Below are 26,210 nucleotides of genomic sequence, written 5' to 3' on the forward strand. Positions count from 1 at the left end.
GAGCTAAAGTATGGAAGAAAAAAGAGAAAAACTTATTTTTTATGCTTTATTTATAATTATATGCTACTTTGCTCTAATTTGGTATATGCCATACATGGATCCAGATGAAGCGCGATATGTAGAAATTCCGCGTGAAATGATACAGCTTAGACATTATGTTATACCTTATCTAAACTATACGGTATATTTAGAAAAACCTCCTTTGTATTACTGGATGAATATTTTAGCACTTAAAATTTTTGGATTTAACGATTTTGCTGGAAGGTTCTGGACGGTAACAATTTCGTTAATTGGAATTTTTTTAAACTACAAATTTGCAAAAAAAATCATAAATCAAAAAACTGCATTTTGGTCTTCTTTAATCTTAGCAAGCTCAATGTACTATTTTATAATAGGCAGGCTAAATCTCATAGATACGACAAATGCATTTTTTATAACTATGTCAACCTACAGTGGTTATTTATATTTAAAAACTAACAAAAAATATTTTGTATATCTTATGTATATAGGAATGGCACTTGGGTTTTTATCAAAAGCACTCATTGGCATAATTTTCCCATTTGCAATACTTTTCTTGTGGTCAATATTTGCAAAACAATTTAAAAGCTTTTTCAGATTGATATCACCAATAGGCATTATATTGCTTCTTGCTTTATGTCTACCATGGATTTATATGGCAGGGCAACAGGTAAGTGATTTTTACTATTACTTCTTCTTAAAACAAGAATTTTTGAGATACCTAGAGCCTTTAGAACACACACAACCTATCTGGACATTTCTACCTGTTGTAATTTTTGGGTTTTTGCCGTGGATCTTATTTATTTTTAGTATGATAAAAGCGTACAAAATATCAAAATTTAAAGGGATTCAAAAGGATGATTTAATATTTTTGTTGACATTTGGTGGCTTTATATTTGTATTTTATAGTCTATCTCAAAGTAAACTTGTGACATATGTAGCACCTTTATTTTTCCCCCTTTCGATAGTACTTGGCAATATGTTTTCAAATATAAAAAACATAGATAAAAATGATAAGTATATTAACCTTGTGATGTTTAGCATTTTTTTCGTTGCACTTATTGGGTTTTGTTTTGTTCAAAATGTATACATGAGCTTAGAAAAATGGTTTATGTTAATAACACCATCTGCTATAGTTTTGATTGTGTTAGCTATTTTACCGTTTATTGTAAAAGATGCCAAAAAAACATTTTTGAGTATATTTTTTGGTATTATGATTTTTTACAATTTAGCTATTATTCCTACTGCCGCTTATACTATATACTACAAAACCACAAAACCCGTTGCTTTATTTGTTAATAAAATATACAAAAAAGGCGACCTTCTTGGACAATACAAACTCTATAGACAATCTTTTAATTACTACACACAAAAAAGAACAATACAAATCGATAGCGTAAATGAGCTTGGTTTTGGGCGAAGCCACCTATCACCAAAAGAGCAAGAAAAATGGTTTCCAAGCATCGAACAATTTAAAAAAGTATGGGATTCAGACAAAAGGGTAATATTGCTTATCAAGACAAACCAAATACCAAAATTTGCATACAAACATTATTACATACTATTAAAAGAACCATACTTTAGTATTATATCTAATAAGGGGCAAACAGATTAGTTGAAAAAATTTTTTATATTGCTTGTAATACTGTTTATTATAATATCAGCAATAGGTTTTTTCGCAGATTTCAAAAAAGCTGTACAATCTTTGGAATATTTTGATAAAATATATTTGATTGGCGCGGCAATTTTTGGTTTTGGAAACGATTTTATAAAATTTTTTAGGTGGCATTTATATATAAAAAAATTGAGCATTAAAGTAAATTTTTTTACAGATTTAAAAATCTTTCTATGCGGTTTGGCAATGAGTGTTACACCAGTTAAATTTGGCTATACTATAAAAAACTACATTATAGAAAATATAACAAAAACACCGTTCAAAAAAACGCTATCTGCTACATTTGCAGAAATTTATGTTGATTTTTTGATACTTTCTGTGATATCTTTAATTGGTATGTTTTATTTGCAAAAATTTTCTATTTTGGGAGCAATTCTCATAATTGCAGTAAGTATAATCTTTTATCCAAAGATATTTAAACAAATATTTGTAAAACTTAGAACAATTTTGCCATACACCATAAGGAAGTATTATGTTGTTTTAAAAGATATGGTGTCATTTTTTACCATAGGACTTTTTAGTGAAGTGATTTTAATTACTATACTTGCCTGGACAAGCGAGGGTGTCTCGCTTAGTTTGATTTTGAAAGGTTTTGGCTTTGATGTAAATATTATAAAAACAACTGTAATATTTGGTTTTGCAACGCTTGTTGGAAGTTTATCCATGTTGCCTGGGGGATTAATTGTATCAGATATTACTTTGTTTGGTTTGCTTATTTATATAGGTATACCTGCCTATGTTAGCTTACCAGCAACAATTTTAGCAAGGATTTGCACATTATGGTTATCGGTAATTGTCGGAAATACCGCTTTGTTTGTGAATAGAAAAGCTTTCTTTGGAGTAAAAAAATGATATCTGTTGTTATACCTGTTTACAATGAAGAAGAAAATATTTTACCTTTACATGAAAGACTATTGAATGTCTTAAACTCATTAAATGAAGATTACGAGATCATATACGTTGATGATGGCAGCAAAGATAATTCTCTAAACATTTTAAAAAGCTTAAAAGGCAATGTAAAAGTAGTGGAACTTGCAAGAAACTATGGGCAACATGCTGCAATTTTTGCAGGATTTAGTGTGGTTTCAGGCGATAAAGTAATCACAATGGATGCCGATCTTCAAAATCCACCTGAGGAAATACCAAAGCTTGTTGAAAAATTTAACGAAGGCTATGATGTCATAGCAACAATAAGACAGCAAAGAAAAGATTCTATCTTTAGAAAATTTTCTTCTCACTTAAACAATTACATAACAAAAAAAATCACAAAAGTCGATTTAAACGACTGGGGTTGTATGCTTAGAGGCTACAGAAAAAAGATAGTTGAACGCATGCTAAATAATGACGAAAAAACTGTATTTATACCAGCTATTGCAACGTACTATACAAAAAATATTGTTGAGATACCAATACAGCACAGCCAAAGACAGGCTGGAAAATCTAAATACTCACTTATCAAGCTTGTAAATTTAATGTTTGATTTAATGACTTCGTTTTCAAACCTACCGCTTGAGATATTGTTATATGGTGGTATCTTAACTGCAGCTTTTGGTATTTTGCTTGGCATTGTATTGGCGCTTGGAAGGATATTTTACGGTGTTGAGTGGGCTTTAGGCGGTGTATTTTCACTTTTCAGTGTCCTTTTTATTCTTATTGGAGCTCAATTTTTTGCATTTGGCATACTCGGAGAATATATAGGAAGAATTTACAAACAGGTTAAAAACAGACCTGTATTTGTAATTGAAAATATATATGAATCAAAAGATAATTCACTAAAAAAAATTAAAACAACAGAAGAAAACCAATGAAAACGGTTGTTTTTGCATATCATAATATGGGCGTAATTGGTTGTTCAGCCCTCAAAAAACATGGATTTGACATTAAATGTGTTTTTACTCATAAAAATGATGAAAACGAAAATATATGGTTTGAAAGTGTTCAAGCCTGGTGCGAAAAAAATAATATAGAATATTTTACGCCAGAAAATGTAAATACAAAAGAATGGATTGATAAAATTGCAAGCTATAAACCTGATATTATTTTTTCTTTTTACTACAGGAATCTCATATGTGAAGATATTCTAAAACTTGCGCCTTTTAAAGCTATAAATTTACATGGATCATGCCTTCCAGCTTATCGTGGCAGAGCTCCTGTTAATTGGGTTTTGGTAAATGGTGAAAAACAAACAGGCGTTACACTTCATTATATGGTAAAAAAACCTGATGCTGGCGATATTATTGCTCAAAAGTGCGTAGATATAGACTTTTATGATACAGCAAAAACACTTTATGAAAAACTGGAAAAATTAGCCTTTACACTTTTGGATGAAACTTTGCCACATATTAAAAACAATACAGTAAAGCCAGTAAAACAAGATGAGTCAAAAGCAAGTTATTTTGGTAGAAGAACTAAGCAAGATGGTCTAATTGATTTTAATAAAACTTCTATAGAAATATACAACTTAATAAGAGCTGTTACAAAACCCTACCCTGGTGCATTTTGCTACTATAAAGGTAAAGAACTAATTATATGGTGGGCAATACCTTCTAGCATCCAATTACAGCCAAAACAAATTATCAAAATAGACAATAAAGTTTACATTGGAGCAAAACAAGGCTCGTTGGAATTAAAAGAAGTTGAATACGATGGTAAAACATATAAAGAAAAAGAAATTTTAAATCTTTTAGAAGGGGGATATTTGTGAAAATTTTAATTTTAGGTGTAAACGGTTTTATTGGTTATCATTTAACCAAAGAAGTGCTTGCAAGCACAGACTGGGAAGTATATGGCATGGATATAGATGATAACCGCATAAGAGAACTTGAAAATTCTAGATTACATTTTGTTGAAGGCGACATTGAAATAAACAAAGAATGGATCGAGTATCATATAAAAAAGTGCGATGTTGTAATGCCTCTTGTTGCTATTGCAACGCCAAAAATGTATGTGGAAGATCCTTTGAGAGTATTCCACTTAGATTTTGAAGCCAATTTAGATATTATAAAAAAGTGCGCAAAGTATAAAAAACGCATTGTTTTCCCATCAACATCGGAAGTTTATGGTATAAGCCCTGATCCAGAATTTGACGAAGACAAAAGCCCTCTATGTACAGGACCAATAAACAAAGAACGTTGGATTTATTCTGCATCAAAACAATTGCTAGATAGAGTAATTTGGGCTTATGGCAATCATGAAAATTTACCTTTTACACTTTTTAGGCCATTTAACTGGATCGGACCAAAACTTGATTCAATAGAAATTGCCAAAGAAGGTTCTTCCAGAGTTGTTACACAGTTCATAGCATCACTGCTTTTTAAAAAACCTATATATTTAGTAGATGGTGGAAAACAAATGCGTAGCTTCACATACATAAGCGATGGTATTGACGCTTTAATCAAAATTTTGAAAAATGAAAACAATGTATGTGATAAACAAATAATAAATATAGGAAATCCAAATAACAATATTTCAATAAAAGATTTAGCTTACTTAATGAGGGATATTTTTTCAAAACATGAAAAACATAAAAATGACAAAGAGTTTTCGCAAATTATAGAAATAGATTCAAAAGAATTTTACGGAGAATCTTACCAAGATATATACAACAGAAAACCTTCTATAAAAAAAGCAAAAGAATTACTTAACTGGGAGCCAAAAGTTGCATTAGAAGATGCATTAAAATTATCGATAGATGCATTTATAAATGAGTATGAATAACATATGCATTAAAGTAGATGTAGATACTTTTAATGGTCTAAAATACGGCGTTACAAAACTCATTAAGATTTTCAATGAATTTAATATAAAAGCTACTTTCTATGTAACACTTGGACCTGATAATTCTGGAAAAGCAATAATAAACCTCTTAAAGCCAGCTTTTTTAAAAAAGATGTTAAAAACAAAAGCAGTCAGTTCTTACGGTATTAAAACAGCTCTATATGGTACACTACTTAAACCGCCAATGCTTGCGTGGTTGAAAGATATACTTATTCAGATAAAATTAAATGGACATGAAGTTGAGTTTCATGCATACGATCATAGGTTTTGGCAAGATAACATAGAAAAATTAACTTACGATGAAATTAAAGTATGGTTTGAAAAAGGCATCTCAACATACTTTAGCATATACAAAGACTATCCTAAATCATTTGGCGCTCCAGGTTGGGTTTGCTCTAAAAAAGCCCTAAAATACATCAAAAATTTAAAGTTTATCAAATTTTTAAGTATATCAAGGGCGCAAAAACCATTTGTTGAACAAATCACCCAATTGATTGAAATACCATCAAACCTACCATGTCTTGAAGAAAATCCAAAAGATTTTTTAAGTATCGCAAAAAAAACCATTGAAACAACCGAATATGGTGTTTTGCCGGTTCATGCAGAAATTGAAGGTGGCCCATTCATTGACACATTTGTTAAACTATTAAACGCAATAAAACAAAATACAAACTTTTTAACAATGAATGAGTATTTTTTAAAACTCAATAGAAATAATTTAGAAACAAGACAATTTAAATCAAAAATATTGCCAGGGAGGGCTTTTAGCTGTTTAGTATAAAGCTCTTTGATAGGTACATAATTATAAATCTTACAAAGTCTTTCTTTGTAAGTTTAATAATTACCACAATAGTTATGTTAATAGGAGATATGGTTAAATTTTCCGATGTACTTTTTTCTACCGGTACAAGTCTATTTGATATGCTAACGATTCTTGCTTATATGGCATTGTTTTTAGCAATTTTTACAATACCTATGAGTTTAATGCTTTCAATTAACCTTACATATACTCAGATGTCTAAAAACTTAGAAATTGATATCGCAAAAACCATGGGGCTTTCCACGTTTAGAATTTATAAAAGCGCCCTTTTATTTACATTTATTGTTTTTCTTCTTCTATTTTTTATAGTTACATATCTATCCCCAATAGCAAATGCTGCATATCGAACTAAACTTTACAAACTTGCAAAAAATAATGTCCAGGCTGGTTTAACAGAAAATACCTTTTTTAAAACAAAAAATTTTACGATTTATGCAGATGCTTTATCCCCCAATCATAACAAAGCTTATAATGTTTTTGTAGATGTAGAAAATAAAATAATAAAAGCAAAAAGAGTTGAATTTATAGACACAATTGACGGCTTTGCACTTAAATGTTTTGATGGAAATGTTTTTTTTAGAGACAAAAATAGTATAAACAATGCTTATTTTAAAGTTTATACAGTAGTTATAAAATTTTCTGACCTTACTTATAACTTTGCAAGCAATCCTGGTTTTATGCCAATCAATAAATTGATACATTATATTAAAACTCACCCACAAAGCACAGATGCCTTATTTGAGCTTCATCAAATGTTTGTTCTATCTACCAGTGTATTTGTTTTATCTTTAATAGGTTTTGTTTCTGCTTTGAGTTTTTACAGATCCGGAAAAACTTTTGGAATAATTTTTAGCATGTTTTCATTTATAGTATTTTATGTACTTGAAACATTTGGCAAAAGCTTATATTCAAGCAATAATATATATTATGCTATCTGGCTTCCAAACTTAGTATTGTTTCCAATAGCCATAATAGCTTTTGCAATAAAAGCAAGGAGGTAGTTTTGAAAGGTTTCAAAGATATACTACCAGAAACAATAGAAAAATGGCACTTTCTTGAAAAAACAGCTGTTAAAATATTTACTCATTTAGGCTACAAAGAAATCAGAACACCTATTTTAGAAAAAACTTCGGTATTTGAAAGAGGTGTAGGAGATAGCACGGATATTGTAGAAAAAGAAATGTATACTTTTCTAGATAAATCCGGAGAATCTGTAACATTAAGACCAGAAGGCACAGCAGGTATAGCCAGGGCTTTTATAGAAAATAAACTTGAAACATCTGTATTTAATAAACTTTATTATATAGGACCAATGTTTCGCTATGAAAGGCCTCAAAAAGGGCGTTTTAGACAATTTCATCAAATTGGAGCAGAATGCTTTGGTATTAAAAACCCTGCTATAGATGCAGAAATTATATATATAAACACACTTCTGTTTGAAAAATTGAATATTAAAACAAACTTAGAGATAAATAATATTGGATGCCCAAACTGTAGACCCCAGTATTCAAAAGCGCTAATTAGTTATTTTGAGCATTACAAAGAATCCCTCTGCATTGACTGTCAAAAAAGGCTTTATAAAAATCCACTAAGAATTCTTGATTGCAAAAATGAAAAGTGTAAAATAATTGCAAGGAGTGCGCCTAAATTGAAAGATTACGTATGTAAAGATTGCAAAGAGCATTACACAGGTGTAGTAGAGTGTCTAAAAGCTCTTAATATAGAATTTATAGAAAATGAATTGCTTGTTAGAGGCCTGGATTATTACACAAGCTTTGTGTTTGAGTTTGTAAATAATAATTTGACACTATCTGCTGGCGGACGATACGATAATTTGATTCAAGACTTAGGTGGGAATAACATTTGTGGTGTGGGGTTTGCACTTGGAGAAGAACGCATTATTGATATTTTAGATATTAAGCCACAAAACAGTATTGATATTTACATTGCAAACCTTGGCGTTACATTGTACGCATTAAATATACTTCAAAAACTTAGTGATTTACAATTTAAAGTTTATTGCGAATATGAAAATAAAAGTTTAAAAAGCATGTTAAAAAAAGCTGATAGATTAGAAGCTAAAGTTTGCATAATAATAGGGGAAAATGAATTAAAAAGTAGCTCGTGTATTGTAAGAGATATGAAAAATTCAACCCAAAAAACAATTGAATTAAACCAATTAGAAAATACGTTAAAAGGAGTTTTGTATGCCACTTGATAGAACTGCATATTGCGGTAATGTTGATGAAAGCTTGCTTGGAAAAGAAGTTAACCTATACGGTTGGGTCCAAAATTATAGAGATCATGGTGGAGTGGTTTTTATTGATTTAAAAGATAGAGAAGGCATTGTACAAATTGTTTTTGACCCAGAAGAAAATAAAGAGTTACACGAAAAAGCAAGAAGCCTAAGAAGTCAATTTTGTATCAAAGTAAGTGGAATTGTTAGGTTAAGACCCGAAGGCACGCAAAACCAAAATTTAAAATCAGGAAAAGTAGAAGTTTTAGCTAAAAAAATGGATATCTTATCTGTAAGCGAAGTTGTACCTCTTCCTGTTGAAGAATATGTCAATGCCAGCGAAGAAGCAAGGCTTAAGTATCGCTACTTAGATCTTAGAAAGCCAACTATGCAAAGAAACCTTATTACAAGGTATAAGGCTGCATTTGCTGCAAGAAAATATTTAGACTCACAAGGTTTTATTGATATAGAAACACCAATGCTAACAAAAAGCACACCTGAAGGCGCAAGGGATTTTCTTGTACCAAGCAGACTAGAACCAGGCAAATTTTATGCCCTTCCTCAATCCCCGCAGCTTTTTAAACAGTTGCTTATGGTTTCTGGGTTTGATAGGTATTACCAAATAACAAAATGCTTCAGAGATGAAGACCTAAGGGCAGACAGACAGCCTGAATTTACACAAATTGATCTTGAGATGAGTTTTGTTGACGAAGAAGATGTAATGCAAATAACTGAAGGAATTATTTATTCAATATTTAAAGAAACTTTAGGCCTTGAACTTAAAATACCATTTAAGCGTATCTCATACGATGAAGCTATGAGTCGCTACGGTTCTGATAAACCAGACTTAAGGTATTCTCTTGAGCTTAAAGACATTACAGATATTGCACGCGTTTGCGATTTTCAAGTATTTAGCGCAGCTGCCCAAAAAGGCATAGTATGCGCAATAAATGCAAAAGGTTGCGAGTGGTTTTCAAGAAAAGAAATTGATGAATTGACAAAACTTGCAAGTGTATTTAAAGCAAAAGGCCTCGCGTGGATTAAAGTCAGAGAAAATGAACTTCAATCACCTATTGTAAAATTTTTCAAAAAAGAACACATGGATGAGATAATAAAAAGATTAGAAGCAAAACCTGGAGATATTTTATTTTTTGTTGCTGATAAAAAAGAAATTGTCTATAGCGCACTTGGCGCTTTAAGGGTTGAGCTTGCAAAAAGGCTTAACTTAGCAGACAAAGATGAGTTCAATTTCACATGGGTTGTTGATTTTCCATTGTTTGAATACAACGAAGAAGAAAAAAGATGGGATGCCATGCACCATCCTTTTACATCACCAAAGCTTGAAGATATTGAATTTTTAGAAGAACACCCAGAACGCGTTAAAGCTCGAGCTTATGATATTACACTAAACGGCACAGAAATTGGCGGAGGAAGCATAAGGATTCACAGAAGCGACCTTCAAGAAAAAATGTTTAAGGTACTAAATATACCACAAGATCAAGCAAGGTTAAAATTTGGCTTTTTGATTGATGCTTTAAAATACGGAGCACCGCCACATGGCGGTCTTGCCATTGGTTTTGATAGGCTTGTAACGCTTATTTTAAAAGAAGAATCCATAAGGGAAGTCATAGCATTTCCAAAGACACAAAAAGGTATTTGCCCTTTAACTATTGCACCAAACGAAGTAGATCAAAAGCAACTTGATGAACTTTCTTTAAGGATTGTTCCAAAAAAACAATAAAATTGGTGGGCGATACAGGTATCGAACCTGTGACCTCTTGCGTGTGAAGCAAGCGCTCTTCCACTGAGCTAATCGCCCACGTGTTGTTTATTATGATTAAATCTGTTTTGTTTGTCAAATACTTATGAAAGAAAAAGTATACTTAATTGATGGAAGTTCATTTTTATACCGATTTTTTTATGCAATCAAAAATTTATCGTACAATAATTTTCCTACAAGTGTTATATTTGGGTTTGCAAGGCTACTATTGTCTTTAAAAGATGCAAAATATATACTTATTTGCTTTGACTCAAAAGAAAAAACGTTTAGAAAAGAGCTTTTTGACGATTATAAAAAACAGCGTCCTCCAATACCAGATGATTTGGCTATTCAAATCGAGCCTACAAAAGAAATTATTAAAGCCTTTGGTGTAAAATATTTGGAACTAGCTGGATTTGAAGCTGATGATATCATTGCAACGCTTGCAAATAAGTTTAAAAAAGATTTTGATGTGGTTATTGTAACACAGGATAAAGATCTGTTTCAGCTTGTTGATGATAATGTATTTATCTTTGATCCTGTGAAAAATATCACCTATGACTATAAAAAAACAATTGAAAAGTTTGGTGTAAAACCTCAACAAATAAGCGATTTGCTGGCTTTAGCTGGAGACTCATCAGATGGCATACCAGGCGTTGAAAATATCGGGCCAAAAACAGCAGTTAAGCTTTTGACAAGCTATGGCGATATAAATAGCATTATAAAAAATAAAGACAGGTTGCCTCAAAAAATAAAAGAAAATATTGACGAAGAAAAGCTAAAGCTATATAAATCTCTAACAATTTTAGATAAAAATATAAATTTTGACAATATTACAATTGATTCTATAAAAAAATCCGAACCAGATCTTGAATTGCTTACGAAACTCTTTAAACAATACAATTTTAAAAGCCTTATGGATAAGCTTGTACCTAATAAAAACAATAATAAAAATTGTAATCAAGCTAATTTATTTGATGAGCAACTACCTTCTTATCAAACGGACGATTCAGTTTTGCTTGAGCTTGCAGCTTATTTAATCCAGCCAAAAACTGCAGGCAATATTGATAAATGTGCCTTATTTATAGACAAAGGACTCTACGAAAAGGTATCAGAAATGACCTATAGCCAAAAAGTCTCTTATCTTAAGCCTATTTTTCTAGATTTTATAAAAAAACTCGGTCTGGAATTCTTGTTATTTGAAGTTGAGCTTCCCTTATCAAAAATTTTAAAGAAAATGGAAAAAGAGGGTATCGGCGTAGATATAGAAAAATTAAAGCAATATAGAGAAACTATCAATAAACTAATACAGGAAAAACGCTCTTCAATTGAAAGCATAACTGGTTCAATCAACATAAATTCACCAAAAGAACTTCAAGTGGCGCTTTTTGAAAAACTTGGTTTAAAACCAACCAAAAAAAACAAAACAGGTTTTTCAACGGATTCTGATACTTTAGAACAACTTGACCATCCAGTAGCAAAATTAATTATAGAATACAGGATACTAACCAAACTTTTATCCACATATATTGAACCTCTAATTAAAAATGCAGACAAAAATAATCGTATACATACAACATTCAATCAAACTTTAACACTAACCGGTAGACTATCATCTTCAAACCCCAATATGCAAAATCTTCCTCTTGACAACCCATTTGTTAATATCAGAGAAGCTATTGTTGCAAAAAAAGATTTCAGTTTAATCTGTGCAGATTATTCTCAAATTGAATTAAGAGTTTTGGCTGAACTTTCTAAAGATCCGATACTGCTTGAAATTTTTAAAAAAGATTTAGATATACACACACAAACAGCTGTAGAATTATTTAATATTTTGCCGGAAATGGTAGATTCACACACAAGAAGAATTGCAAAAACAATTAATTTTGGTATTATTTATGGGATGGGCGCACAAAGCTTAGCAAAAACGCTTTCAATTCCGGCACAAAAAGCAAGTGAGTATATACAACGCTATTTCGAAAGGTTTTCAAAAGCAAAAGAATTTATAGATGAAACACTTAAAGAAACAAAAAATTTAGGCTACACACAAACATACTTCAATAGAAGACGCTACTTTGAAAATATAAACAGTCCTAATAAGAAATTAGCCGAATTTGAAAAACGGGCTGCAGTAAATGCCAAAATTCAAGGCACAGCAGCTGATATTATAAAAATTGCTATGGTTAAATTAGATAAAGCACTTGAAAATTTTGATGCAAAAATCATTTTGCAAATACATGATGAACTATTAATTGAATGCAGTGATGCTCAAGTTGAAGAAGTAAAAGATATTGTAAAAAATTCAATGGAAAAAGTTGTAAATTTTGAAGTACCACTAAAAGTTAACATTGGCATAGGCAAAAATTGGCACGAGGCTAAAACTTAAAAATGTTTTTTTTGGATAGGTTAAATGGTATAAAAGGACAAGATACGCCTGTATGGCTAATGAGACAGGCAGGCAGGGCGCTAAAAGAATACCGCGATCTAAGACGAAATTACTCTTTTTTGCAAATGTGTACAACACCTGAGCTTATAGCAAAAACTACACTTCTTCCAATTGAAACACTTAATGTTGATGCTGCAATATTGTTTTCTGATATATTGATTCCTCTTTTGGCTTTGAATGCCAAAATTTTCTATCACGAAGGAACATCACCTGTTGTTGATATTGATATCAATAATTTATACTATGATGGTTTATTCAATAAATTAAACTTTGTTTTTGAAGGTATAAAACTAATAAAAACATTGACAAAAAAACCACTAATAGGTTTTGCAGCCGCCCCTTTTACATTGTATTGCTATCTTTTTAACGATGCAAAATTCTATTCGCCTAAAGCTTTTATTTACCAGGAAAAAGAAAAATTCAAAAACATCATGGAAATTTTAACTAATCTCACAATTGATTATTTAAATGCTCAACTTCAAAGCGGTTGTGATTGTTATCAATTATTTGACAGTTGGGCTGGGATATTGGCTGCCAAAACTTATAAAGATTATATCTTTGAATATAATTTCAAAATATTAGAATCTATTAAAAAACCATCTATTTACTTTGCTCACTCAGCAAATCATTTATTGGATTATATTTTAAAATTACCTTCAAGTGCGTATAGTTTTGATTGGAAAGTAGAACTTGACCAAATCTCACAAAAAACTAACAAGTGTCTTCAAGGTAACCTTGACAATACAATCTTGCTCACAGACAAAAATACAATAAAAAAACATACTTTAGAATTACTCAATAGCATGAAAGGTAAACTGTATATTTTTAATTTAGGCCACGGCGTGCTTCCACAAACACCCCAAGATAATTTAAAATTTTTAGTAGATACAATACATGAATATAACAATTGCTAATTTAGGTTATATTTCAAAAAAAACCGAATGTTTTAGCTTTTTGCATAATATGTTTGACGACCCATACATATCAAATATTCAAAATGCCTTAATTCGAAAAATATTTGCAACGCTTATGCTAAGCAGAGCTTTTTCAAGCTGCAAAATATTAAAAGTTGCACCCTCACCATTGCTTGAGATAACAAAATCCCAGGCAAATAAATTGCAAAAAATCCTTAATACTAAAGTAAATTATTGTTTTTCTTATTCAAAACCATTTTGTAAAGATAAAAACACAATAATGTTTCCATTATACACGATCTATTCTAAAACACTATATGGTATTTTGTTTGAAAAAAAACCAAAAAAAATCCTTCCTCCTTTGTGTAGTTTTGCCAAATTTATTGATTTCTACATACAAAAGCTTAAAGCTACACTAAATGAAATTTATCCTGATGCGGTAATTTTTTCTAACCATAATTTACCTTTAAAACTTGCCAAAAAAGATTCCTACGAAAAAGACACATATATCTTTTGCAATTTTTTGGCAAAAAACCTTAACTTAAAAGAATATTATGTGTCTTTTCAATCAAAGCTTGGACCCATTGCTTGGCTTGAGCCTACAACAACTGACACACTTAAAAACCTTAAAAACAAAACTGTTCTTATTGTACCAGTAAGTTTTGTTACAGACAACACGGAAACAATTTATGAGATAGATTATACATATGCTCAATTTGCAAAAAAAATGAATATTAATTTATTTAGGTTTAAATGTTTTAATGACGATGACGACTTCATAGAAGTTTTATCAAGTATAGTATCGAGGTATATATGAAAGCAATTGTAATAGGTGCTGGCATTTCTGGGCTTTCGTGCGCTTATTTACTTAAAAAAGAGGGTTTTGACGTAACCGTTCTTGAAAAAGAAACACAAAACGGCGGTAAAATTCAGACAATTCAAGAAAATGGTCTTTTAATAGAAGCAGGTCCAAACGGCTTTTTATACAACGAAACTACAATTAAATTTATTGAACAAACAGGCTTTTTAAAAAATCTCATAAAAGCCAAACAATCATCAAACAGAAAATTTATATACGATGGCAGGCTATACGAAATACCAACAAAACAACAAAAATTACTTATAGATAACTTCTTGAGTATAAAATCAAAACTGGCTTTATTAAAAGAGCCATTTGTAAAACCAAACCCAAACGATGAAACAGTTGCAGAATTTGTAACAAGGCGCCTTGGCAAAGAATTTTTAGATAAATTGATTGGTCCAATGTCTCTTGGAATATATGCAGCAGACCCTTATAGTATGAGCATAACTTCAAATTTTAAGCGTATAAAGGAAATTGAATTGAAATACGGCTCACTTATCAAAGGTTTGGTAAGTTTGATGAAGCAAAAAAAAGCAAATACCTCTTCAGCAAGTGGTCAATTTGCAAAAGAGCTTTATTCTTTTAAAGAAGGTATGCAATCTTTTACTGATCATATAGCTAAATCTGTTAATGTTTTAAATAAACAAAATGTTGTTTCTATAGAAAAAGCCTCAAAGTATGTCGTGTATACAAATATTGACAGATTTGAAGCAGATATTGTCGTATTTACTGCACCATCATTTGAGGTAGCAAAAATTATACAAAATCTTGATAATAAGCTATCAAAATCTCTTGTAAACATCCCTTATTCGCCAATTGTACTTGTTGCTTTAGCTTTTAGCAAAAAATTTGCAAACAAAGTAGTTGATTCTTATGGATATTTATTTGATTTAAACAAGATTGACAAAACCATTGGTGTACTCTTTGATTCAAGCATTTTTGAAAACAGAAGCCCAGAAGATAGATTTTTAGTAAGAATGTTTTTAGGTGGTGCGCTGAGGCCTTCTGTTGTACAAAAAAGTAATTTTGAGATTTTACAAATTGCTTTAGCCGAACTGCAACGCAGTGCAAAAATTTTCGCTCCTTTTGAATATTACAAAATAATAAAATACACATCTGCAATACCTCAATACTTATTAAATCACAAAGAAATTATAAAGCAAATACAAGAATTTGAATCCAAAAATACTGGCTTATACTTTCTTGGCAATGCTTTTTATGGTGTTGGGTTCAATGATTGTATAAGCAATTCTTATAATTTAATTAAAACTATAAAGTCGATTTAATTAGAAAAATTATTGCATTAAAATAACAAGATTGTATAATATATGTAACAAATTACTACAAGGAGGTTTTAGTATGAAGCGTTTGTTAGTTTTGTTTGCTTTAATTGGTTTTATTGCATCCGTGCCTATTAAGTATGCTTACAGCCTTACGCCTCTGGCTGAAAAAAAGATCAAAGAGGCTAAAACTTGTGTTCACAATGTAAGCGTACAAGAAGCCAAAGAACTCATAAAAAATGGCGCAATAGTTTTGGATGCAAGGGAGTATCCGGAGTATACTGCTGGGCACATACCAGGTGCAATCTGGGCACCAAGAGGATTAATTGATTTCCAAGGACCTACATGGTTTCCAGATAAAAACAAAACTTACCTTGTTTATTGCAAAACTGGCGGAAGAGGTGTCATAGTTGCATATGAGCTAAAAGAATTGGGTTATGACAATGTAGTAAACTTAGATGGCGGATTTAATGCATGGGAAAAAGCAGGTGAGCCTGTAGAAAAAGGTGCACCAGAAGGACCTGGCAAAGGTATAAAAAAATAAAACAATAAGTACCCCCTATTTAAAAACACCCAAGTAATACTTGGGTGTTTTTACAAAATTGTAAAAGTGTTTACAATTTTGTTATTAGTCTTTTAATTTATAAACATTAAAATCTTCCGAAAATCCAATTATATAAACATAGGAATAAATATTGCTATAATTGGGTTCAGGAGGTTTAAAATGTTTATAAAATCCTTTTATAGATTTTTTGGCGTTTTACTTTTTCTTTTAATGCCAAGCATTGCGTTGGCGCAAAACCACCCTTTAAATCAGGCAAACACTGCATGGATGCTTATATCAACAGCACTTGTATTATCAATGACACCTGTTGGGCTTGGCTTGTTTTATGGTGGAATGGTACGCTCAAAAAATATATTAAATACTATTGGCATGTCTTTTGTATCACTTGCAATAGTCAGTTTATTGTGGATAATTATTGGCTATAGCTTAGCCTTTGGGCCTGATATAGATGGACTGATTGGAAGTCTTAAATATATATTTTTGAACAATATCACAATTAACTCTGTTACACAAACAATACCAACATACCTATACTGCACATTTGAACTATCATTTGCAGCAGTTACATTAGCGTTAATTAGCGGAAGTGTCATTGAAAGGATAAAGTTTTCTTCCTGGATTGTATTTGGCAGCTTGTGGGTTTTGCTTGTTTATGCACCTATTGCACATTGGGTATGGGGTGGTGGTTTTCTGCAAAAAATGGGTGTACTTGACTTTGCTGGCGGTCTTGTTGTTGAAGCAAACTCAGGCATTTCTGCATTAGTCTTAGCATTAATTGTAGGAAAAAGAAGAGACTTTAAAAAAACAATAATGCCACCTTCATCAATAGCCCTAAGCATAATTGGTGCTGGTCTTTTATGGATTGGATGGTTTGGGTTTAATGCAGGAAGTGCCATTGCATCAAATAATCTTGCAAGTTATGTGTTTTTAACAACCAATATTGCTGCCTCAGCAGGTGCTTTGAGTTGGATGTTCGCTGAATGGATGTCGCATAAACATCCTACAATGCTTGGTGCGGCAAGTGGTGCAGTAGCTGGACTTGTAGGTATAACTCCAGCATGCGGTTATGTAAGCGTAGTATCAAGCTTATTAATAGGCATTATTGCTGGAATTATAAGCTGGATAGGAGTATCTTATGTAAAGTATAAGTTTTCTTATGATGATTCGCTTGATGTGTTTGGCGTGCATGGACTAAATGGTATTTTTGGGATTTTAGCAGTTGGCCTTTTGGCAACTAAATCTGTAAGTCCAAAAAATGGTTTACTATTAGGAAATTTTCACACGTTTTTTATAGAATTTTTGGCTATTATTATAATTATAGCTTACTCGGCTTTGGGGACTTTTTTATTGGCAAAATTAACCTCAATTTTAACTCATGGATTAAGAGTATCAGAAGAAGATGAACAAAAAGGACTGGATATTGCAACACATACAGAACAAGGCTTTGATATTTAATTTAAAATTGACAAAACATTAAATTTAGCTAAAATGAAAAATGCTTGGGGCTATAGCTCAGCTGGGAGAGCGCTTGGCTGGCAGCCAAGAGGTCAGGGGTTCGATCCCCCTTAGCTCCACCAAAGTTTAATAGTGCATTTTATAAAGTGCGGCAAAGTAAAGGTCCTTTTTTAAATTACAATATGTTAGATTTTAACAATATTTCCTAAAAATAAGAAAAAACCTAAAAATAAAATAATCCACCCCTGATATACTCTTAAAGTTTTTAAATCTAAAGTAGATGAAATATAAGCACCTATCTGAGAACCGGATACCGCACCAATAAATAAAAAAATAGCGTACAACAACCAAACAGACGAATAAGCGTTTGTATTTGTTAAATGTACAATAAACCCAATCAAAGAAGTAACTGTCATTATCATAATCAAAGTGGAAAAAGCTTTTCTTGGAGAAATTTCTTCCACAGCAACCAAATATGTTCCCATTATGCCACCTATCCCTAGACCAAAAAATCCTGACGCAAAACCAGCTAAAAATGAAATGAAACGTAAAAGATTGTTATGTTTAATGATGTTTGTAGTGCTTTGACCATTAAATTTTAGTAAATTTTTTTTAGCACTCACCAAAGAAAAAATACCTATTATTATTACCCATAATGGAAATATGATTGCAAATTGTTGAGTTTTTATAAATTTATTAACAATTGAACCTATAATAATACCAGGCAAAATAAAACTAATAATAACTACAAATAATTTATAATCAATTGTTTTTTGCTTTATAAAAGCATATGTGCCCCCAATTGAACTTACTACAATTGTAAACAAGCTTAAACCACTTGCTATAATTGAGCTTAAATGTAAATAATAAATAAAAAGGCACCAATATGATTCCACCACCAATACCTATTATATTGCCCAATATAGAAACCACTATTGACACTATTAAAACTGCCAAACAATTTAAAATTATCATCTTATTTTCTCCTAAAATTACATAAAATTTTTGCAATTTTAAATATTTCAATTTTTAAAAACAAAATCTCAAACTTCAATAGTATTCTAAAATTAAAAAATGCTACTTATTTTTAAAAGAATATGCCTTCCAACTTAAAAGTAACTATTTTTTTGCCTAATAGCTAACTTAGCCAATATAACAATGTTTTGTCTTTGTCAATAAAAAACAGAAACAGAAAAGTTAGACAATAATATCTTTTTAATAAAAGATTTATAAAATATAATTAAACAATCGATAGCGATAAAAAAATTTTATTTGTTATGCCTTTATAACCGAAAATTAGCATTCAATATCCTCAATATAAGAAAATACATACAAGGATTAATCACCCGATTAATCCTTGTACATAACATTTTTATTACATGATTTTTTTACTTGACAAATTAAAAAGATTATTGTATTAGTAAAATTAGCGGTTTGACAGTAAGCAATATTGGATTTAGATTTGTCAAAAAGTCTGTCAATAACCAAGTTCTTTTAAAAGAAAATAGGCGCTATCCCCTACAAATTTGAATGCAACAAAAATGTTTTTAAAACAAAAGAATCGTTATGTCTAATATAAAAGTATCAAATTTAAGAATGCTGTTATCATAACTTTTATAAAAGGTGACTGTTGCATTCTTTCCCGTTTTGAAGGGAATTACGACAAATCAAAATCGTTTGTTATAATCATTCCAGCCTCCCTGTTGCATTCTTTCCCGTTTTGAAGGGAATTACGACCAATCGGTATTCTTTCTTTGTCGTTTACTGCCCACATCACATCATGTTGCATTCTTTCCCGTTTTGAAGGGAATTACGACATTTTCATACTTTCCTCCTAAAATATATCCCCGCCTGCTTACGGTTGCATTCTTTCCCGTTTTGAAGGGAATTACGACCGAGGTGAAGGGTGGCTTTTGCGTTGTATGTATCTATCGAGTTGCATTCTTTCCCGTTTTGAAGGGAATTACGACAAGATAATTTTTCAATTTTAAATTTATTGTAAGGTAAACCATGTTGCATTCTTTCCCGTTTTGAAGGGAATTACGACTTCATCTAACCCATAGTATTTAACGAGCTTTTTTTCGTTGCATTCTTTCCCGTTTTGAAGGGAATTACGACGATAAAATCGCGGTCATAATAATTTGAATGATAACTCTCGAGTTGCATTCTTTCCCGCTTTGAAGGGAATTACGACATGCCATAGCGTCCTCACGATAAATAATACAATTCTCTTGGTTGCATTCTTTCCCGTTTTGAAGGGAATTACGACATGACTATATAGCCGTATTCCCATCTTTTTGATTTTACTGCAGTGTTGCATTCTTTCCCGTTTTGAAGGGAATTACGGGCATCTTGCCGCAAGCTAGGTGTTAGCTTTGTTAGCAATTTGGGAGTTTGTTGTTCTTTCCCGTTTTGAAGGGAATTGCGGGCGTCTTACTGTAAGCTAGGTATTGGCTTTGCTGGCAATCTAATATTTTTTTATAAGCTTTGAATATAATTTGTTATGTTTTCGTTATTACAAAAGCGTTAACTTTTAAAGAATCTGATAACTAAATCTCCTGAAAAATAAACTATAAAAAAACTTGACAAATTTAGTAAAAAAAATTAAACTAAAATAGTTATTAAAATTAATGAAATACAGGGGATTTGTATGGGTAATAATACATTATTATTTTCAAATGGTATACATCAAAACATATTACTTGAGGATTTTGGTAGAGGCCAGATGGTACAAGCAAATGTTCATTTAATTGTTGATAACAAAAAAAGTATTATATTAGATCCAGGAGGTCATAAAGTATTTAAACATGTCCTAACAGAAATTGGCGCAATAAGTGGTATTGGTAACATTGAATATATTTTTTTGTCCCATCAGGATCCTGATATTTTGTCTGCAATCAACGGCTGGCTAATGACATTACCAAAAACAAAAGCATTAATTTCAAATTTATGGATAAGGTTTTTGCCTCATATTGGCGTTGATTCACTATTTGTAAACAAATTAATTGGGATTGACGATAAAGGCGCTAAAATAAAACTGGCTGAGAATTGTGAGCTCTACATATTACCCGCTCATTTTTTACATTCGCCAGGAAATTTTCAAATATACGATCCAATATCAAAAATTCTATATAGCGGCGACCTTGGTGCATCTTTTGGTCAGGATTATATATATGTGGATAATTTTGAAAATCATACTCAATATATGATTGGTTTTCACAAAAGATATATGTCAAGCAAAATAGCAATTCAAAAATGGATTAATATGGCAAAACAATTGGATATAGATCTCATTGCTCCCCAGCACGGTGCTTTTATAAAAGGTAAAGAAAATATAGAAAAGTTTTACGCATGGCTTGAAAATCTTGAACTAGACATAGACAATATGCACTATGAAATACCGCAGGATTTTTTAAATGTTTAGTTGAGTAAAAGAGTTAAAAAATTTCTTTTGCTCAAAAGAAAGTAATATATATACCGAAAGACAAATTGCTGTATTAATGGCTATAAGTATTATCATCTGGTATTTTACAGCTTCTATTGGGTTTACACCAGAAAGTATTTGGCCTGTCATCATACCAGGAAGGCTAACAATACCCATAGCGCTAACGCTTGCAAGTTGTGGCATAAGGCTTGAGCGAAAAGCTCTTTGTTTAAATTCGATGGTAGCTTCTCTGGCTGTCGCACCAAGTGAAAGTAATTCTTCTATATATTGTTTGTTTTGGTGTATTTCACTAAAAAAACGCTCTATTGCAATAGTTGTAGAGTTCATTGAGTTTCCAACAATCATGCCTGCCAATGGGATAAAATACCTCGCTTCAAATGGATTTTTAAGTCCAATGCTAACAAAAGACATAAAAAGTGTAACAACAAACCCTGCAATAAAAATAGCGCCAAATATAATTATATTTGCATGTGCAAATTTTACTTTTGTTCTTTCTTTGACAATATTTGCTGCAAATAAAACCATTATTGCATAATAGATTAAAATGACGAATGCGTTATTTATCTGGAATATAAATTTTAGAATATATCCAATTAGTAAAAGTTGTACGCTCATTCTGACAAATGAATATATAATATCTTTTGTTAGCTTAAGGTTTTCTGTATAATTAACAAAAAAAGCTACAAAAAGCATGAAGTAAGATATAATAAGCTGCACTAATGAAATAGTTTCAACTTGCGATTGCATAACGATCCTTAATTTCAATTTTTTGTGTACAAAATTCTTTTATAGATTCTGTGTGAAAAGAACTTACTATAAGTTTTTTTTCGGATAGGGATTTTAATAATTGTAGTGTTTTTTGCTCCATTTTAGCATCAAGAGCGCTTGTGGGTTCATCCAGCAATAAACACTCGGGATCAAGCAATAAAGCTCTTATAATTGCAATGCGTAATTTTTCACCACCTGAAAGTTGATTGATGTTTTTTTCTGTAGCATCCTGTAATTCAAAATATTCAAGTAAATCATTTAGTTTTTTATCATCAAAAATTTTATTTGCATTGGATTTAAAACTAAATGGCAATCTAATACAATCCATTACATTCATCTGACCAAGGATGGGCATTTGAGGTACATAAATACACTTTGACCTAAACTCAGGAATGTTAAATTCATAAATTGATACACCCTTATAAAAAATTTCACCGCTAGATGGTTTCTCTAAAGCACACATTATTCTTAAAATTGTTGATTTTCCACTACCCGATGCTCCTTTAAGCCATACCAATCCAGAGTATTCAAGCTTGAATGTTGCATTTTCTATGATTTTTTTGCCATTTTTTTCCATACTTACATGTTTTAATTCAAACATTTTTCAAATTTTATCATTTTTTTATTGATTTATCAAAATAATTTTTATATACTTTTGCAATCAAATATAGATTTGAGGTGTACAATGCAAAATCAGGTGGATAATTATGTGCAATTTTTAAGTCGTTTATGCAGCGAATTTGAAAAAAGACATGCTAATTTGAACCAATATTATGCAATGGTCGACAATCTTATAGATATGGCTTACAAAGACCACTTAACCAAACTTTATAATAGAAGATACTTTGAAGATGCCTTAAATAAAGAAATATGCAGGTTTGAGCGTTATGGGCATATATTTTCTCTTTGTATGTTGGATATAGATGGTTTTAAACAAATAAATGACACATATGGCCACCTAAAAGGAGACGAAGTATTAAAAAGATTTGCTACTTTCTTAACAAACAACTCACGCACAAGTGATATTATATGCAGGTGGGGTGGAGATGAATTTGCTGTAATTTTGCCCAATACCTCATTTAATAAAATTGAAGCTTACATTAAAAAATTTGTTTATGCACTTAAAACTCAAACAGACAGTTTATTAATCCATGCAACAATCGGAGCAACATCAATTAGGTTAAACGATAATAAAGAATCTCTCATTGAAAGAGCAGACGAGGCTTTATACATTGCAAAAAAAGAAAAGAAAACATACTATGTAATATAGTTATCTGAAAAAATCTCATACATAGAACCAATTAGTACTGGAAACAAAATAAGCCAACCTATAATTGATATTGTTGCAATAAAAGCTAGCGGCAGGTATATTATAAACAAAAATACTAAAGGAAAAAAATTTTTTAAACAAACAACTATGCTCTTTCCAATAGCTTCAAGCACACTCATTTTTTTGATTGTAATAAAAGGCATAGCAAGCATAAGAACAAAGTTTATAACAATATCCACTAACATAATTATAAAAATGGGTATATAATTTATTGAATTTATGTGTTTATAGTTGTTAACAAGATCTTTTATATTTACAAACTGAACCAAAAAATAAGATACTATAAAACTTGAAAGCAAAAAAATGATACTAAGTAATATTAAATTATATAAATTATTTGTAAAACCATCAAACAGATTGTCAAATATAATCTTTTGAGAGTTTTTTATCTTGTCAAAACTCATAAACATTCCGGCTACTAAAATTAATTGAATTACATATAAAAATATTGATAAAAGCAATATTTTCATGAGATATGAGACTGTAATGGTAAGAAATATAAATGCTGTTTGCAAAACAAAAGTTACGCCAGCTTTTTTAAAAAGCTCGAAACCTTGCGCAAGCCAATTAAATGCTTTCGAAAACATGTTTTAATTATACGATAATTAATTCAAGAATCAAGTTTATTTTCTTTTATCCAATTATAAAAGAAATCGCTTTTCTCGTCAAAAATATGAGAAAATCCTGCCATCACATTATCTTTGAGAGCATAATCACAAACTCCATTAATCCCATAACCTCTTATCACATCAAAAAAACATTCAATATCTTTAAATTCAGTAAAGAAACCATGGTGAAATTCATGCGCATATATTTTTTTATTTTCTATAAAACTATGCTTTTTTTTGGGGGATAGGATTGTATAGCCATGACCTTTTGGCTTATTTGAAAGTTGGGTTTCCAAATTAAATATACCACACATTTTAGCCTTATTTTCATTGTACTCAATACTATTTGTTAAATACATCAAACCACCGCATTCGGCAAATATTGGTAAACCTTCTTTAGAAGCCTTTTTATTTGATTTCTAAGATCAAAATTTTTTTGTAGCTGATCTAAAAATAACTCAGGAAAACCACCTCCAATATAAATTGCATCGGCTAATGGAATAGACTCATCTTTTATTGGAGAAAATTTTTTTATTTCTACACCCATGGATTGTAAGTTTTGTAAATTTTGTTTGTAGTAAAAATTAAATGCTTCGTCAAAAGCAATAGCAATAACAACCTGTTTTTTTAGTTTTCTAGTAGGCACATTATAATTCTCAACATGAAGTTTTGGCGCATTGTAAGCAATCTTAGTAAAAGGTTATTAATGTTTCCTATTGCTACTTTTAAGGGTTCTATTGCATCAAGTTCAATATGAAACAAAACTTTGTACATAAATACTCCTTACAGTACAATTGCAGCGCTTACCAGCTGATGTATACCGCCAACCCAGTCTCTTTCAAAACCATAAAGAGGAAACATTGCGTAAAACTGTGTTTTGCATATTGCACAAATTGTAGCAAAAAAGTTTACATTATTTTTATCAACAACTTCCTTGAAAGCCTGCATCCTTGGCATTACACCATTTATGCGTGTTTGCATAATTTCGTCTGTTAAAAGTCCGGCGCCTGCACCGCAGCAGAATGTTTTTGCTTTTATTGCTCCTTCCTGCATATCTACAAAATTATTACATACAGATTTAATTAAATCCCTTGGTATGCTAAATTGGTCTCCTGGTTGACTACCCATGCGTGATGCCCTTGCTACATTGCATGGATCGTGGTAGGTTACTATTTTATCGTCGTTTGCGCTTTTATCTACTTTAATTACACCATCTCTAATAAGGCCAAGTGTGAAATCGCATATATGGGATGGCTGCGGGTATTTTGGGTCCAGAAAATCAAATGGTCCGTTCATCGTATTTGAGTAGTTGTAAGCTGCTCTCCAGGCATGACCGCACTCGCCTATAATAACACGCTTTACTTTGAGCCTTTTTGCTTCTTCCCAGATACGTTTGTTTATCTCTTTGGTATTTGTGTAACTTCCTATAAACATACCAAAGTTTGCAGCCTCAGATGCATAAGATGATAATGTATAACTAATACCTGCTTTGTAAAATACCTTCGCATAACCAAACATTGACTCAATATGCGTATGGCAAAAAAATCAGCAGACGGCGGCACAAGCAAAACTTCTGCGCCTTCTTCATCAATTGGTATTTTTATGTCTTTGCCTGTTTCATCTTTTAAATCTTCTTCAAATTCTGCAATTGTATTTTTTAATGCGTTTGCATCTATGCCAATATTGTTACCTGTTCTGTAAACCTGCGTTATTGTGTTTGTAGCATACTTTTCACCAACACCAATAGAGTCCATTATTTCTCTTGCAGCCATTGTAATTTCTGCTGTATCTATACCATAAGGGCAAAAATAAGAGCATCTTCTGCATTCCGAACACTGGTAAAAATAAGACATCCATTGTTTTAATACATGTTCGCTAAATGGCTCTCCTTTTGAGCTAAACGGTGTAAAATAGTACCTGTAAACCTTGCGCATAAGCTCTGCTCTACCAACGGGTGTATTGTTGATATCGCCACTACCTAAGAAAAACTGGCACTTATCCGTGCAAGCACCACATCTTACACATATATCCATGTATGTCTTTAGTGCCTTATTGTTGTCTAAAAGTTCTTTAAATACACCAACTGCCTTATCTTGCCAGCCTTCCTGTAGTTTTTTGGGAAATCCCAAAGTTTCCATATCTTCTTCAAAGGCTAAAAAAGTAAATTCACTAGCCTGATTGCCTTTTCTTAAAAGTTTTGGGGTCTGAATTTTGCCCGTAAGTTTATGAATATGGTAGTGTTCTTTTGACAT

Annotated in this window: 24 protein-coding genes, 2 tRNA genes, 1 pseudogene and 1 CRISPR repeat array; of the genes and pseudogenes, 18 read left to right on the top strand and 9 right to left on the bottom strand. The window is 31.3% G+C overall.

Annotation, left to right across the window (positions count from 1 at the left end; translation table 11 throughout):
- The first annotated feature begins 10 nt into the window (after positions 1–10).
- The 9 genes from BLQ93_RS00175 to aspS are packed head-to-tail and all read left to right on the top strand — an operon-like array spanning position 11 to position 10,267.
- Complete coding sequence (locus BLQ93_RS00175; RefSeq protein ID WP_092127302.1) at positions 11–1,633, top strand: glycosyltransferase family 39 protein; 1,623 nt, start codon at positions 11–13, stop codon at positions 1,631–1,633.
- Entirely contained in the window at positions 1,634–2,545 is a 912-nt protein-coding gene (locus BLQ93_RS00180) for a lysylphosphatidylglycerol synthase transmembrane domain-containing protein (RefSeq protein ID WP_025392412.1), read from the top strand.
- Complete coding sequence (locus BLQ93_RS00185) at positions 2,542–3,501, top strand: glycosyltransferase (RefSeq protein WP_025392413.1); 960 nt, start codon at positions 2,542–2,544, stop codon at positions 3,499–3,501. The genes BLQ93_RS00180 and BLQ93_RS00185 overlap by 4 nt, the downstream gene beginning before the upstream one ends.
- Complete coding sequence (locus tag BLQ93_RS09460) at positions 3,498–4,397, top strand: formyltransferase (protein ID WP_173800994.1); 900 nt, start codon at positions 3,498–3,500, stop codon at positions 4,395–4,397. The genes BLQ93_RS00185 and BLQ93_RS09460 overlap by 4 nt, the downstream gene beginning before the upstream one ends.
- On the top strand, positions 4,394–5,410 hold the full coding sequence (locus tag BLQ93_RS09465; protein ID WP_173800996.1) for a bifunctional UDP-4-keto-pentose/UDP-xylose synthase: 1,017 nt from the start codon (positions 4,394–4,396) through the stop codon (positions 5,408–5,410). The genes BLQ93_RS09460 and BLQ93_RS09465 overlap by 4 nt, the downstream gene beginning before the upstream one ends.
- Positions 5,403–6,251 (top strand): polysaccharide deacetylase family protein, encoded by an 849-nt coding sequence (locus BLQ93_RS00195; protein WP_159427447.1) that lies wholly within the window; start codon positions 5,403–5,405, stop codon positions 6,249–6,251. The genes BLQ93_RS09465 and BLQ93_RS00195 overlap by 8 nt, the downstream gene beginning before the upstream one ends.
- 23 nt (positions 6,252–6,274) lie before the next feature.
- Positions 6,275–7,291 carry an LptF/LptG family permease gene (locus tag BLQ93_RS00200; protein ID WP_281182312.1) on the top strand — a complete coding sequence of 339 codons (1,017 nt, stop codon included), beginning with the start codon at positions 6,275–6,277 and terminating at the stop codon, positions 7,289–7,291.
- A gap of 2 nt (positions 7,292–7,293) precedes the next feature.
- Entirely contained in the window at positions 7,294–8,508 is a 1,215-nt protein-coding gene (hisS, locus tag BLQ93_RS00205) for a histidine--tRNA ligase (protein WP_245670427.1), read from the top strand.
- The gene (aspS, locus tag BLQ93_RS00210; protein ID WP_025392417.1) at positions 8,498–10,267 is read left to right on the top strand and encodes an aspartate--tRNA ligase; all 1,770 of its coding nucleotides are present in this window, start codon (positions 8,498–8,500) and stop codon (positions 10,265–10,267) included. Before hisS ends, aspS begins: the two co-directional genes overlap by 11 nt.
- 3 nt (positions 10,268–10,270) lie before the next feature.
- Here the strand turns inward: aspS and BLQ93_RS00215 are convergent.
- Positions 10,271–10,345, bottom strand: a tRNA-Val gene (locus BLQ93_RS00215).
- Between the two features lie 46 nt (positions 10,346–10,391).
- Between BLQ93_RS00215 and BLQ93_RS00220 the strand changes: the two genes are divergently transcribed.
- From BLQ93_RS00220 to BLQ93_RS00250, 7 genes are all read left to right on the top strand, one after another.
- Positions 10,392–12,671, top strand: a complete 2,280-nt coding sequence (locus BLQ93_RS00220; protein ID WP_092127312.1) for a DNA polymerase — start codon at positions 10,392–10,394, stop codon at positions 12,669–12,671.
- A gap of 2 nt (positions 12,672–12,673) precedes the next feature.
- Positions 12,674–13,645 carry a uroporphyrinogen decarboxylase gene (gene hemE / locus BLQ93_RS00225; RefSeq protein WP_092127315.1) on the top strand — a complete coding sequence of 324 codons (972 nt, stop codon included), beginning with the start codon at positions 12,674–12,676 and terminating at the stop codon, positions 13,643–13,645.
- Positions 13,626–14,462: a ferrochelatase gene (gene hemH, locus BLQ93_RS00230; RefSeq protein ID WP_092127317.1), complete on the top strand. Its 837-nt coding sequence runs from the start codon at positions 13,626–13,628 to the stop codon at positions 14,460–14,462. Before hemE ends, hemH begins: the two co-directional genes overlap by 20 nt.
- Positions 14,459–15,793 carry a protoporphyrinogen oxidase gene (gene hemG / locus BLQ93_RS00235; protein ID WP_092127320.1) on the top strand — a complete coding sequence of 445 codons (1,335 nt, stop codon included), beginning with the start codon at positions 14,459–14,461 and terminating at the stop codon, positions 15,791–15,793. Before hemH ends, hemG begins: the two co-directional genes overlap by 4 nt.
- Positions 15,794–15,866: 73 nt before the next feature.
- Positions 15,867–16,331, top strand: a complete 465-nt coding sequence (locus BLQ93_RS00240; RefSeq protein ID WP_025392422.1) for a rhodanese-like domain-containing protein — start codon at positions 15,867–15,869, stop codon at positions 16,329–16,331.
- 180 nt (positions 16,332–16,511) lie between these two features.
- Positions 16,512–17,807 carry an ammonium transporter gene (locus BLQ93_RS00245; protein ID WP_092127323.1) on the top strand — a complete coding sequence of 432 codons (1,296 nt, stop codon included), beginning with the start codon at positions 16,512–16,514 and terminating at the stop codon, positions 17,805–17,807.
- Between the two features lie 46 nt (positions 17,808–17,853).
- Positions 17,854–17,929: transfer RNA gene (locus BLQ93_RS00250), tRNA-Ala, on the top strand.
- 63 nt (positions 17,930–17,992) lie between these two features.
- Here the strand turns inward: BLQ93_RS00250 and BLQ93_RS00255 are convergent.
- Complete coding sequence (locus BLQ93_RS00255; protein ID WP_342670531.1) at positions 17,993–18,706, bottom strand: sulfite exporter TauE/SafE family protein; 714 nt, start codon at positions 18,704–18,706, stop codon at positions 17,993–17,995.
- 730 nt (positions 18,707–19,436) lie between these two features.
- A CRISPR array of direct repeats spans positions 19,437–20,155; the repeat unit is 35 nt; unit sequence GTTGCATTCTTTCCCGTTTTGAAGGGAATTACGAC.
- A 302-nt stretch (positions 20,156–20,457) separates the two neighbouring features.
- Between BLQ93_RS00255 and BLQ93_RS00260 the strand changes: the two genes are divergently transcribed.
- The gene (locus tag BLQ93_RS00260) at positions 20,458–21,231 is read left to right on the top strand and encodes an oxygen-binding di-iron domain-containing protein (protein WP_092127328.1); all 774 of its coding nucleotides are present in this window, start codon (positions 20,458–20,460) and stop codon (positions 21,229–21,231) included.
- Here BLQ93_RS00260 and BLQ93_RS00265 read toward each other — a convergent pair.
- Together BLQ93_RS00265 and BLQ93_RS00270 are read right to left on the bottom strand one after the other, a co-directional pair.
- Complete coding sequence (locus tag BLQ93_RS00265; RefSeq protein ID WP_092127330.1) at positions 21,220–21,999, bottom strand: ABC transporter permease; 780 nt, start codon at positions 21,997–21,999, stop codon at positions 21,220–21,222. The genes BLQ93_RS00260 and BLQ93_RS00265 overlap by 12 nt on opposite strands.
- A complete protein-coding gene (locus tag BLQ93_RS00270) occupies positions 21,983–22,621 on the bottom strand; it encodes an ABC transporter ATP-binding protein (RefSeq protein WP_092127332.1) in 639 nt (212 codons plus the stop codon). Before BLQ93_RS00270 ends, BLQ93_RS00265 begins: the two co-directional genes overlap by 17 nt.
- An 84-nt stretch (positions 22,622–22,705) precedes the next feature.
- Between BLQ93_RS00270 and BLQ93_RS00275 the strand changes: the two genes are divergently transcribed.
- Positions 22,706–23,290, top strand: a complete 585-nt coding sequence (locus BLQ93_RS00275) for a GGDEF domain-containing protein (RefSeq protein ID WP_092127334.1) — start codon at positions 22,706–22,708, stop codon at positions 23,288–23,290.
- On the opposite strand, the gene BLQ93_RS00280 is transcribed toward BLQ93_RS00275, so the two are convergent.
- From BLQ93_RS00280 to BLQ93_RS09515, 5 genes and pseudogenes are all read right to left on the bottom strand, one after another.
- Positions 23,278–23,937, bottom strand: a complete 660-nt coding sequence (locus BLQ93_RS00280) for a hypothetical protein (RefSeq protein ID WP_092127336.1) — start codon at positions 23,935–23,937, stop codon at positions 23,278–23,280. The two genes, BLQ93_RS00275 and BLQ93_RS00280, sit on opposite strands and share 13 nt — an antisense overlap.
- A gap of 23 nt (positions 23,938–23,960) precedes the next feature.
- A pseudogene (locus BLQ93_RS09830) lies at positions 23,961–24,604 on the bottom strand (hypothetical protein).
- Entirely contained in the window at positions 24,586–24,732 is a 147-nt protein-coding gene (locus tag BLQ93_RS09395) for a hypothetical protein (protein WP_159427450.1), read from the bottom strand. The pseudogene BLQ93_RS09830 and the gene BLQ93_RS09395 overlap by 19 nt, the downstream one beginning before the upstream one ends.
- Before the next feature lie 9 nt (positions 24,733–24,741).
- Positions 24,742–25,392: a heterodisulfide reductase-related iron-sulfur binding cluster gene (locus BLQ93_RS09510; RefSeq protein WP_216818709.1), complete on the bottom strand. Its 651-nt coding sequence runs from the start codon at positions 25,390–25,392 to the stop codon at positions 24,742–24,744.
- Positions 25,383–26,210, bottom strand: coding sequence for a 4Fe-4S dicluster domain-containing protein (locus BLQ93_RS09515; protein ID WP_216818710.1), 828 nt, complete (start codon positions 26,208–26,210; stop codon positions 25,383–25,385). The genes BLQ93_RS09510 and BLQ93_RS09515 overlap by 10 nt, the downstream gene beginning before the upstream one ends.

The organism is Desulfurella multipotens (assembly GCF_900101285.1).
In the GTDB taxonomy this organism is placed as follows: domain Bacteria; phylum Campylobacterota_A; class Desulfurellia; order Desulfurellales; family Desulfurellaceae; genus Desulfurella; species Desulfurella acetivorans.

What these genes read in the sequence shown, in the direction of transcription:
- BLQ93_RS00175 (WP_092127302.1), top strand. Translation starts at nt 11, where the DNA reads ATGGAAGAAAAAAGAGAAAAACTTATTTTTTATGCTTTATTTATAATT.
- BLQ93_RS00185 (WP_025392413.1), top strand. Translation starts at nt 2,542, where the DNA reads ATGATATCTGTTGTTATACCTGTTTACAATGAAGAAGAAAATATTTTA.
- BLQ93_RS09460 (WP_173800994.1), top strand. Translation starts at nt 3,498, where the DNA reads ATGAAAACGGTTGTTTTTGCATATCATAATATGGGCGTAATTGGTTGT.
- BLQ93_RS00195 (WP_159427447.1), top strand. Translation starts at nt 5,403, where the DNA reads ATGAATAACATATGCATTAAAGTAGATGTAGATACTTTTAATGGTCTA.
- aspS (WP_025392417.1), top strand. Translation starts at nt 8,498, where the DNA reads ATGCCACTTGATAGAACTGCATATTGCGGTAATGTTGATGAAAGCTTG.
- BLQ93_RS00220 (WP_092127312.1), top strand. Translation starts at nt 10,392, where the DNA reads ATGAAAGAAAAAGTATACTTAATTGATGGAAGTTCATTTTTATACCGA.
- hemE (WP_092127315.1), top strand. Translation starts at nt 12,674, where the DNA reads ATGTTTTTTTTGGATAGGTTAAATGGTATAAAAGGACAAGATACGCCT.
- hemH (WP_092127317.1), top strand. Translation starts at nt 13,626, where the DNA reads ATGAATATAACAATTGCTAATTTAGGTTATATTTCAAAAAAAACCGAA.
- hemG (WP_092127320.1), top strand. Translation starts at nt 14,459, where the DNA reads ATGAAAGCAATTGTAATAGGTGCTGGCATTTCTGGGCTTTCGTGCGCT.
- BLQ93_RS00240 (WP_025392422.1), top strand. Translation starts at nt 15,867, where the DNA reads ATGAAGCGTTTGTTAGTTTTGTTTGCTTTAATTGGTTTTATTGCATCC.
- BLQ93_RS00245 (WP_092127323.1), top strand. Translation starts at nt 16,512, where the DNA reads ATGTTTATAAAATCCTTTTATAGATTTTTTGGCGTTTTACTTTTTCTT.
- BLQ93_RS00260 (WP_092127328.1), top strand. Translation starts at nt 20,458, where the DNA reads ATGGGTAATAATACATTATTATTTTCAAATGGTATACATCAAAACATA.
- BLQ93_RS00265 (WP_092127330.1), bottom strand. Translation starts at nt 21,999, where the DNA reads ATGCAATCGCAAGTTGAAACTATTTCATTAGTGCAGCTTATTATATCT.
- BLQ93_RS00270 (WP_092127332.1), bottom strand. Translation starts at nt 22,621, where the DNA reads ATGTTTGAATTAAAACATGTAAGTATGGAAAAAAATGGCAAAAAAATC.
- BLQ93_RS00275 (WP_092127334.1), top strand. Translation starts at nt 22,706, where the DNA reads ATGCAAAATCAGGTGGATAATTATGTGCAATTTTTAAGTCGTTTATGC.
- BLQ93_RS00280 (WP_092127336.1), bottom strand. Translation starts at nt 23,937, where the DNA reads ATGTTTTCGAAAGCATTTAATTGGCTTGCGCAAGGTTTCGAGCTTTTT.
- BLQ93_RS09395 (WP_159427450.1), bottom strand. Translation starts at nt 24,732, where the DNA reads ATGTACAAAGTTTTGTTTCATATTGAACTTGATGCAATAGAACCCTTA.
- BLQ93_RS09510 (WP_216818709.1), bottom strand. Translation starts at nt 25,392, where the DNA reads ATGTTTATAGGAAGTTACACAAATACCAAAGAGATAAACAAACGTATC.
- BLQ93_RS09515 (WP_216818710.1), bottom strand. Translation starts at nt 26,210, where the DNA reads ATGTCAAAAGAACACTACCATATTCATAAACTTACGGGCAAAATTCAG.